The organism is Geobacillus sp. ZGt-1, from assembly GCF_001026865.1.
Taxonomy (GTDB): domain Bacteria; phylum Bacillota; class Bacilli; order Bacillales; family Anoxybacillaceae; genus Geobacillus; species Geobacillus thermoleovorans.
The window spans coordinates 1-1,448 of sequence record NZ_LDPD01000234.1 but is presented as its reverse complement, the minus strand read 5'-3'; the positions used below and the strand labels follow the sequence as shown (position 1 = coordinate 1,448).

Sequence of the window (1,448 nt, the reverse complement as noted above, 5' to 3'; positions counted from 1 at the left end):
AACGTTTTGTGTAAAAATATGGATGTTGCATTGTTCCCTTTCAATAACTCTTCTTCGATAACAGCGCCCAAGACGTTGAAACAGACTGTCCAGTGGAGACATTTCTGTGAATAAATAGTCGAAATCAATATCAATGCTTGCCTCGACAAGCTGGGTCGTAATCCACACCCCATTTGTCTTTGCCTCATTGAACTCTTGAATTTGCCGCTCGAGCCATTGACGATCTTCTTGCGTAAATTGTGAGTGCAGCAAATGAACAGGTACATCGCTGCCCATTTCGGATAATCGTTCGTACAATTCCATCGCCCGACGAACCGTATTCACAATGACTAACACTTGGGATGAACGCGCCATTTTGACAAAGTCCTCTATTCCTTCTGTTATTTCTTCGTCATGGAGCTGAATACGGTGACGGTGATTTTGGCTGTCAATAAATTCGCCGAAAACGGTGTCTTCTTCATCGATAATACTTCGGCGTTTGAGTTCATCCAAATATAAAGTTGGCAATGTAGCCGTCATAATCATAAACCGGCCGCCTACTTTTTTAATCATTTCTAATGACTTAATCAACATCGCAGCAATTTTTGGATCATACGCTTGGATTTCATCGATCACCACTTTGGCGTTTGCCATGCTTGCTAATTCCTTTTCAAATCCTCGATAATAAAAAGGAAACTTTAAAATTTGGTCAACGGTTGTGAAAAGCAGCTTCATGGACAATTGCTGCGATTGTTGCTTAATCGCCTCCCAGTTTTCTTCCCCCCGTTCCACCAAATAGAAAGCGCTTGTAGAATGCAAAAGACCTGCGGCATCGTATCCCATTTGATGACGAACTCGTTCATAAATAGCGTTGATGCTGACGCGAAGGGGCAAGGTGAAGAATGCCTTATCCCGATCGATCCACAATAAGGCAGATTCCGTTTTTCCCATGCCTGTTTGTGCTATCACAATCACATTTTTATGGGTGTGACCTGCTGTAAAACGCTGTAAATCGTTGAGATGAAACGACTTATTCTCCATATACCGTCGCACATAGACGCCAACATCTTGATGAACGTCCGATTCGACGGGAAGGTGCGCTGAGGCCGCATGGTCAATTCGTTGCAAGAGGCCCTTTAACAACACATAATCCCAAAATGACTCCCCTTCATGAATGGTATACCGTTTTAGCAACCGATCCACAAATCGAAACGATAACTTTTCAGCCAAGGGCAGTCGCATATGATGGGCAATAGCCTCTCTTTGCTTTTGTAGATCGTTTTCTAAAATATCACGGATCGCTGCTTTATCAGGCCGTTTATCCCGCTCATGATGGTAGCCGATGGCATGAGTTAACAGCCGAATTTCTTCTTTCGTCAAATTCAATTGCTCAAATGGAACAAGACCGACAGACAGATAGTTATGCGGTACATTGGCGTCGCAATCAGTTTCCAACAGTTCTTCTTGAA

1 protein-coding gene is annotated in these 1,448 nt (G+C 43.2%); it reads right to left on the bottom strand.

Annotated elements, in window-relative coordinates; translation table 11 throughout:
- The coding region (gene cas3, locus VU18_RS16940) for a CRISPR-associated helicase Cas3' (RefSeq protein ID WP_047758649.1) at positions 1–1,448 on the bottom strand (1,448 nt) is incomplete at both ends.